This window comes from Streptomyces sp. NPDC056347, assembly GCF_042262625.1.
Lineage (GTDB): Bacteria > Actinomycetota > Actinomycetes > Streptomycetales > Streptomycetaceae > Streptomyces.
This window is the reverse complement of record NZ_JBHJQP010000258.1, coordinates 1-8,049: the sequence shown is the minus strand read 5'-3', so window position 1 is coordinate 8,049 and position 8,049 is coordinate 1. Positions and strand designations below refer to the sequence as shown.

The window sequence follows — 8,049 nt, the reverse complement described above, 5'->3', positions numbered from 1 at the left end:
ACCGCGTCGTTTGACGGCCGCCGTCAAACGACGCGGTGACTTAGGGGCGTCAGCGGGCGGTGGTGGCCCCGTCCACCCGCTCCATGAACGCCCGGACCGCTTCCCGTACGTCGGCGGCGGTCCACTCCAGCCCCTCGCGCCCCACCGTCATCTCGGTGAACGCGGTTCCGGGCGGTCCGGCGGACGCGGGGAACCAGCGGCGGAAGAGGCACACGCCCGTCTCCTCCGCCTGCCGCACCGCCGCCTCGCTCAGGACGTCCGCCGGGTACGGCAGCCACACCTGGAACTGGTGCGTGTGCGGCGGCTCCGGCTGCACCCGGAACCAGCCGGTGCCGCAGGCCGCGAAGCCCTCGGCCACCGCCCCGGCGATCACCTTCGCCTGTGCCACGTACGAGGGCAGCCGCGGCAGCTCCCGGTCCAGGCCCATCAGGGCGGTGATCGCGGCGGGGAACTGGTGGAAGAGCTGGCCGCCGTACCGGTGGCGCCAGACGCGGGCCTCGTCGATCAGGGTGCGGGGACCGGCCAGAGCAGCCCCGGAGAGGCCGCCGAGGGTCTTGTAGAACGACACGTACACGCTGTCCGCGAGCGCCGCGATCTCCGGCAGCTCCCGGCCGAAGTGGGGAGCGCACTCCCACAGCCGCGCGCCGTCGAAGTGCACCACCGCGTCGCGTTCCCGCGCGGCCTCCACCACGTCCTCCAGCTCCTGCCACGTCGGCAGGACGAAACCGGCGTCGCGCAGCGGCAGCTCCAGCATCAGCGTGCCGAACGGCTCGTCGAAGTCGCGGATCTCCGACGCCGTGGGCAGCCGGGGCTCGTCCGTCGGATGCACCGTGCGCAGCCCGCTCACCGTTCCCAGCGCCCCGCGCTCGTGCACCTCGGGGTGGCCCAGCGGGTGCAGCGCGACCGTGCTGTTGCCGGTCCGCCCGGCCCAGCACCGCAGCGCGACCTGCTGCGCCATCGTCCCGGTCGGGAAGAACGCGGCGGCCTCCATGCCCAGCAGCCCGGCGACGCGCTCCTCCAGCTCGGCGACGACCCCGTCGCCGTAGATGTCCGTGGGGCGGCCGAGGTCGGTGACCGAGTCGGCCCCGGCCGCCAGGTCGGCCAGCCGCTCGCGGAGCGGGAGTTCCATGGGCGTCCTGTTCAGGACGCGTCCGGCCGCGCGCCAGGCGGCGATCCTGCGCAGCCGCTGGGCGTCCTGCGTGCCGTGCTCGACCGGTGCGTCCGCCGGCTGTTCCCCCGTGCTGTCCAACAGATGTTCCTCCGTGCCTGTGATGTCTGTCATGGGACGATCATCACGCAGCGAGTACCGGGGGTCCGAACGGTTTTTCCGGGCCGGTTTTCCGGGGTACGGACTTTCGTCCACAGGCTGTGGACGACCGGGCGGTCCGGGCGAAACGCTGGCGTAGCATGCAGAGAAATCGTCCGGTACCCCCTGCGGACTGGAACGGAAGGCATTGCCGAGTGAACGCAACAGCTCCCCATGACTCCCTCGAGGCCAAGGACCGCCCCGCCCGTCTGACGGTCGGCGTCGTGGGCGCGGGCCGGGTCGGCCCCGCCCTCGCCGCGTCCCTCCAGCTGGCCGGCCACCGGCCGGTCGCGGTGTCCGGTGTCTCCGACGCCTCGGTGCGCAGGGCGGCGGCCCTGCTTCCCGACGTGCCGCTGGTGCCGCCCGCCGAGGTCCTGGCGCGCGCCGATCTGGTGCTTCTGACGGTGCCGGACGACGCCCTGCCCGGCCTGGTGGAGGGGCTGGCCGGGACGGGGGCGGTGCGGCCGGGGCAGCTCCTCGTCCACACCTCGGGACGGTACGGGGCGGCAGTCCTGGACCCGGCGCGGCGGGCCGGCGCGCTGCCGCTCGCCCTGCACCCGGCGATGACGTTCACCGGCACCTCCGTGGACGTCCAGCGCCTGGCGGGCTGCTCCTTCGGGGTGACCGCCCCCGAGGAGCTGCGGCTCGCCGCCGAGGCGCTGGTCATCGAGATGGGCGGCGAGCCCGAGTGGATCGCGGAGGAGGCCCGCCCGCTCTACCACGCGGCGCTCGCCCTCGGCGCGAACCACCTGGTCACGCTGGTGGCCCAGTCGATGGAGCTGCTGCGTACGGCCGGGGTCACCGCTCCGGACCGGATGCTCGGCCCGCTGCTCGGCGCCGCCCTCGACAACGCCCTGCGCTCCGGCGACGCCGCGCTGACCGGTCCGGTGGCCCGCGGTGACGCCGGTACGGTCGCGGCGCACATCGGCGAGCTGCGCAGGCACGCCCCGCAGGCGGTGGCAGGCTACGTCGCGATGGCCCGCGCCACCGCCGACCGCGCCCTCGCCCACGGCCTGCTCAAGCCGGAGCTGGCGGAGGACCTGCTCGGCGTCCTGGCCGACGGCACGGGCGGCACGGGCAGAACGGACACCGGCACGACGGACACCGGCACCGGACCGGAGGAGCCCCGATGACCGACCACACCCCCGGCGCCGCCACCCTGCTGCGTACCGCCGCCGAGCTCGCCGCCCTCGCGCCCCGGGAGGGCGTACGGGCCGTCGTCATGACCATGGGCGCGCTGCACGAGGGCCACGCCGCCCTGATCCGCGCCGCCCGCGCGGCGGCGGGCCCCGGCGGGCAGGTCGTCGTCACGGTCTTCGTCAACCCGCTCCAGTTCGGCGAGGCGGCCGACCTGGAGCGCTACCCCCGTACGCTCGACGCGGACCTCGCCGTGGCGGGCGCCGCCGGGGCGGACGCGGTTTTCGCGCCGTCCGTCGACGAGGTCTACCCGGGCGGCGAACCGCAGGTCCGGATCACGGCCGGCGCCATGGGCGAGCGGCTCGAAGGGGCCTCGCGCCCCGGGCACTTCGACGGCATGCTCACCGTCGTCGCCAAGCTCCTCCACCTCACCCGCCCCGACGTCGCGTTCTTCGGCCGGAAGGACGCCCAGCAGCTGGCCCTGATCCGCCGCATGGCGCGGGACCTGAACTTCCCGGTGGAGATCGCCGGGGTGGAGACGGTCCGCGAGCCGGACGGCCTCGCGCTCTCCAGCCGCAACCGCTTCCTGGATCCGGCCGAGCGGCACACCGCCCTCGCCCTGTCCCGGGCCCTGTTCGCCGCCCGTGACCGGCTCGCCGCCCAGCAGGCGCTGCACGCCCGCGCGGAGGCGACCTCGGCCACCGCCGGCCGGGCCGCCGCGCTCACCGCCCTCGGCGAGGCCCGTGCGGCCGCCGACGCCCACGCGGTGGCCCTGGCCCGCCCGGACGGCGGCCCGGCGGCGGTGCGTGCCGCCGCCCGCCAGATCCTCGACGACGCGGCGGCCGCGCAGCCCCCGCTCGCCCTGGACTACCTGGCGCTGGTGGACCCGGCCGACTTCACCGAGATCCCCGACGACCGCGCCACCGGCGAGGCGATCCTCGCCGTCGCCGCACGGGTGGGCCGCACCCGTCTCATCGACAACATCCCGCTGACCCTCGGAGCCACCCCGTGACCGGAATACGGCTGACCGCCCCCGCCCCCGGCTGGTCCATCGACGCCGATGTCGTGGTGGTCGGCTCCGGCGTGGCCGGGCTCACCGCGGCGCTGCGCTGCGCGGCGGCGGGCCTCGCCACCGTGGTCGTCACCAAGGCCCGGCTCGACGACGGCTCCACCCGCTGGGCGCAGGGCGGTATCGCCGCCGCGCTCGGCGAGGGCGACACCCCCGAGCAGCATCTCGAGGACACCCTCGTCGCGGGCGCGGGCCTGTGCGACGAGGCGGCGGTGCGAACCCTGGTCACCGAGGGCCCGGACGCGGTGCGCAGGCTCATCGAGACCGGCGCCCGCTTCGACACCACGGAGAGCGGTGACATCGCGCTGACCCGCGAGGGCGGCCACCACCGCCGCCGCATCGCCCACGCGGGCGGCGACGCGACGGGTGCCGAGATCTCCCGAGCCCTGGTCGACGCGGTCCGCGAGGCCGCCCTGCACACCGTCGAGAACGCGCTCGTACTGGACCTGCTCACCGACGCCGAGGGCCGTACCGCCGGTGTGACCCTGCACGTCATGGGCGAGGGCCAGCACGACGGCGTCGGCGCGGTGCACGCCCCCGCGGTGGTGCTGGCCACCGGCGGCATGGGCCAGGTCTTCTCCGCCACCACCAACCCCGCGGTCTCCACCGGCGACGGCGTGGCGCTCGCGCTGCGGGCCGGTGCGGAGGTCTCCGACCTGGAGTTCGTCCAGTTCCACCCGACGGTCCTCTTCCTCGGCACCGGCTCCGAGGGCCAGCAGCCGCTGGTGTCCGAGGCGGTACGGGGCGAGGGCGCCCACCTCGTCGACGCCTTTGGCACCCGCTTCATGCTCGGCGAGCACGAGCTGGCCGAGCTGGCCCCGCGCGACATCGTCGCCAAGGCCATCACCCGCCGGATGGAGCTGCACGGCACCGATCACATGTATCTCGACGCCCGCCACTTCGGCGCCGAGATGTGGGAGCGCCGCTTCCCCACGATCCTGGCCGTCTGCCGCGCCCACGGCATCGACCCGGTCACCGAACCGATCCCGGTCGCCCCGGCCGCGCACCACGCCTCCGGCGGCATCCGCACCGACCTGCGGGGCCGTACGACCGTGCCCGGCCTGTACGCCTGCGGGGAGGTCGCCTGCACCGGCGTGCACGGCGCGAACCGGCTGGCGTCCAACTCCCTCCTGGAGGGCCTGGTCTTCGCCGAGCGCATCGCGGCGGACATCGTCGCCGACCGGCCCCGCGCGGGCGCCCCGGTCACCGCGTCCGGCGCCGAGCCCTCCCCGCTGATCGTCCCGGAGGCCCGCACCACGATCCAGCGCGTCATGACCCGCGGCGCCGGGGTCCTGCGCTCCGCCGACAGCCTGGCCGCCGCCGCCGAGCAGCTGGAGGCGCTCCACGACAGCGCCGTCCGGGCCGTCGCGGCCCACGAGCCGAAGGTCGCGGTGCCCGGCGTCGAGGCGTGGGAGGCCACGAACCTGCTGCTGGTCTCGCGCGTCCTGGTGGCCGCCGCCCGGCAGCGCGAGGAGACGCGCGGCTGCCACTGGCGCGAGGACCGCCCCGAGCGCGACGACGCGGACTGGCGCCGCCACCTCGTGGTCCGGATCACCCCCGAGCGCCGCCCGGTCGTCCACCGGACGCGGACCGAGGCGTTCGGCCCCGTACGCCCCGCGCAGGCACCGGACTGCGCGGCAGCACCCCCCACCCGCCCCGCCGACCTCCCCGAGGAGCCGTAACCGTGAGCACGCCCGAAGAGAACCCGCGCCCCGAGCCCGTGGACGTACCGCTGATCCAGATCGGCGTGCCCGATGCGTCGGCGGGCGGCTGCGGCGACGGCTGCGGCTGTGGCGGGGACGAGTTCTACGAGGTCGACCCGCCGGAGTGCGGTCTCGACCCCGCGCTCGCCCAGCTGCTGGCCGAGGCGGGCCTGGACCCGGTCCAGGTCGAGGACGTCGCACACGTCGCCATCGAGGAGGACCTCGACGGCGGGGTGGACGTCACCACCGTCGCCACCGTCCCCGAGGACGCCATGGCCACCGGTGACTTCACCGCCCGCGAGGCAGGTGTGGTGGCCGGGCTGCGGATCGCCGAGACGGTGCTGTCCATCGTCTGCACCGAGGAGTTCGCCGTCGAGCGCCACGTCGAGGACGGCGACCGGGTCGAGGCCGGCCAGAAGCTGCTGACCGTCACCACCCGCACCCGCGACCTGCTCACCGGCGAGCGCAGCGCACTCAACCTGCTGTGCCGCCTCTCCGGCATCGCGACCGCCACCCGCGCCTGGGCCGACGCCCTCGACGGCACGAAGGCCAAGGTCCGTGACACCCGCAAGACCACCCCGGGCCTGCGCGCCATGGAGAAGTACGCGGTGCGCTGCGGCGGCGGCGTCAACCACCGGATGTCGCTCTCGGACGCGGCCCTGGTCAAGGACAACCACGTCATCGCGGCCGGCGGGGTGGCCGAGGCGTTCAAGCGGGTGCGGGACACGTTCCCGGACGTCCCGATCGAGGTCGAGGTCGACACCCTCCAGCAGGTCCGCGAGGTGCTCGACGCGGGCGCCGACCTGATCCTGCTGGACAACTTCACCCCGCTCCAGACGGCCGAGGCGGTCGCCCTGACCGACGGCCGCGCAGTCCTGGAGTCCTCCGGCCGGCTCTCCCTCGACACCGCCCGCGCCTACGCCGAGGCGGGCGTCGACTACCTGGCCGTCGGCGCGCTCACCCACTCCTCGCCGATCCTCGACATCGGCCTGGACTTCCGCGACACCGCCGACACCGACGGGGCCGACGTCTGATGCTGCTCACCATCGACGTCGGCAACACCCACACCGTCCTCGGTCTCTTCGACGGCGAGGAGATCGTCGAGCACTGGCGGATCTCCACCGACTCCCGCCGCACCGCCGACGAGCTGGCCGTGCTCCTCCAGGGCCTGATGGGCATGCACCCGCTGCTCGGCATGGAGCTGGGCGACGGCATCGAGGGCATCGCGATCTGCTCCACCGTCCCGGCCGTCCTGCACGAGCTGCGCGAGGTGACCCGCCGCTACTACGGCGACGTCCCCGCCGTGCTCGTCGAGCCGGGCATCAAGACCGGGGTGCCGATCCTGATGGACAACCCGAAGGAGGTCGGCACGGACCGCATCATCAACGCGGCCGCCGCCGCCGACCTGTACGGCGGCCCCGCCATCGTCGTCGACTTCGGTACGGCCACCACCTTCGACGCGGTCTCCGCCCGGGGCGAGTACACCGGCGGTGTCATCGCCCCCGGCATCGAGATCTCGGTCGAGGCGCTCGGCGTCCGGGGCGCCCAGCTCCGCAAGATCGAGCTGGCCCGGCCGCGCAGCGTGATCGGCAAGAACACGGTCGAGGCCATGCAGGCGGGCATCATCTACGGCTTCGCCGGCCAGGTCGACGGCGTCGTCACGCGGATGAAGAAGGAGCTGGCGGACGACCCGGACGACGTCACCGTCATCGCGACGGGCGGCCTTGCTCCGATGGTGTTGGGGGAGTCCTCCGTCATCGACGAGCACGAGCCCTGGCTCACCCTCATCGGCCTGCGCCTGGTGTACGAGCGCAACGCGTCCCGGCTGTAGCGGACAGGCGGCGTACCTGCGGGAACGGCGTGCGGCGCGCGGGTCCGCCGCCGCGCCGCCACTGTCCAGTTAAGCGGATTTTGTCCCTTTAGCACGTATGGTCGCGACATGCCCACGCCTTACGGATCACGCGGCGGCATGGCGTTCAGCGCGGACGAGCTGCGGGTGCTCCGACGTGCTCTCGCCACCGCCCTTCACCCCACGCCCCTGCCGGACGAGGACGTCCGGGACTGCCTGCGGCTGGCCGGTGCCGTGGACGAGGCGGCCGGGGAGGCGGGACGGCTGCGCGCGTTCCTCCTCGCCGACCTCGCCCGGTACCGCGACGCCCTCCCCGGCTCCGCCGGCGGCTATCTGGAGCTGCTCCAGGACGCCCTGGCCGGCGGGTACGACCCCCGCCCCGAGGACCTCGCCGCGCTGCGGGGGCTGCGCCGCCGCCCGGTGGCCGCCTCGCTCCTGGTGCGCTGCCAGGTCCTGGCCGAGCGCTCGGTACGGGCCCGCCTCGCCGCGCGTACCCCCGCGCCGCGCAGCCGGCTCCTGGCGCTGCCGGGCGGCCGGGCCGCCGAGGCCGAACCCGAACGGCCCAAGGCCCCGGAGACTCCCGGGCGCCCGCCCGCCCGGCCCGCGCCCAAGCCCTCGGAGGTCTTCCCGCCCCGCCGCCGCCCGGTGCCCCCGCCGCAGCAGCAGCGCGTAGCCGGGTAGTCCGGGGCCGGCGCGGAATACCGGAGGGGCGGCGCGGCCGTCCGGACCGGCCTCGCTACTCTGGACGACATGGACTACGTATCCGCGCTCCTGCCCCCCGTGGTGATGGCCGCCTTCTTCATCGGCCTCGTCGTGACGATCGTCAAGAGCCAGGGCGGTCCCAACAAGGCCAAGGAGGACGCGGCCGTGGACCTGGCGTTCGGCCGCGCCGCGTCGGTCCGGCAGCAGACCCCGCAGGGCGACGACGCCTGATCCGGGGCCTCACCCCGCAGCACACGAAGGGCGCACGGCTCACCAGGAGCCG

The 8,049-nt window shown here is 75.0% G+C and carries 8 protein-coding genes; 7 read left to right on the top strand and 1 reads right to left on the bottom strand.

Annotated elements, in window-relative coordinates; all coding sequences use genetic code 11:
* Positions 1–49: 49 nt before the first annotated feature.
* Positions 50–1,282 carry a threonine aldolase family protein gene (locus ACFCV8_RS34435; protein ID WP_376689446.1) on the bottom strand — a complete coding sequence of 411 codons (1,233 nt, stop codon included), beginning with the start codon at positions 1,280–1,282 and terminating at the stop codon, positions 50–52.
* A 179-nt stretch (positions 1,283–1,461) separates the two neighbouring features.
* Here ACFCV8_RS34435 and ACFCV8_RS34430 point away from each other — a divergent pair, with 179 nt between their 5' ends.
* The 7 genes from ACFCV8_RS34430 to ACFCV8_RS34400 all read left to right on the top strand — a co-directional run bounded on the left by ACFCV8_RS34430 (position 1,462) and on the right by ACFCV8_RS34400 (position 7,997).
* The gene (locus ACFCV8_RS34430) at positions 1,462–2,439 is read left to right on the top strand and encodes a Rossmann-like and DUF2520 domain-containing protein (RefSeq protein ID WP_376689445.1); all 978 of its coding nucleotides are present in this window, start codon (positions 1,462–1,464) and stop codon (positions 2,437–2,439) included.
* Complete coding sequence (gene panC, locus ACFCV8_RS34425) at positions 2,436–3,455, top strand: pantoate--beta-alanine ligase (protein ID WP_376689444.1); 1,020 nt, start codon at positions 2,436–2,438, stop codon at positions 3,453–3,455. Before ACFCV8_RS34430 ends, panC begins: the two co-directional genes overlap by 4 nt.
* The gene (locus ACFCV8_RS34420) at positions 3,452–5,194 is read left to right on the top strand and encodes an L-aspartate oxidase (protein ID WP_376689443.1); all 1,743 of its coding nucleotides are present in this window, start codon (positions 3,452–3,454) and stop codon (positions 5,192–5,194) included. Before panC ends, ACFCV8_RS34420 begins: the two co-directional genes overlap by 4 nt.
* A gap of 2 nt (positions 5,195–5,196) precedes the next feature.
* The gene (gene nadC / locus ACFCV8_RS34415) at positions 5,197–6,249 is read left to right on the top strand and encodes a carboxylating nicotinate-nucleotide diphosphorylase (RefSeq protein WP_376689442.1); all 1,053 of its coding nucleotides are present in this window, start codon (positions 5,197–5,199) and stop codon (positions 6,247–6,249) included.
* Complete coding sequence (locus tag ACFCV8_RS34410; RefSeq protein ID WP_376689441.1) at positions 6,249–7,046, top strand: type III pantothenate kinase; 798 nt, start codon at positions 6,249–6,251, stop codon at positions 7,044–7,046. Before nadC ends, ACFCV8_RS34410 begins: the two co-directional genes overlap by 1 nt.
* 138 nt (positions 7,047–7,184) lie before the next feature.
* A complete protein-coding gene (locus ACFCV8_RS34405) occupies positions 7,185–7,745 on the top strand; it encodes a hypothetical protein (RefSeq protein ID WP_376689447.1) in 561 nt (186 codons plus the stop codon).
* A gap of 69 nt (positions 7,746–7,814) precedes the next feature.
* Positions 7,815–7,997, top strand: coding sequence for a hypothetical protein (locus tag ACFCV8_RS34400; RefSeq protein ID WP_376689440.1), 183 nt, complete (start codon positions 7,815–7,817; stop codon positions 7,995–7,997).
* The last annotated feature ends 52 nt before the right edge of the window (positions 7,998–8,049 follow it).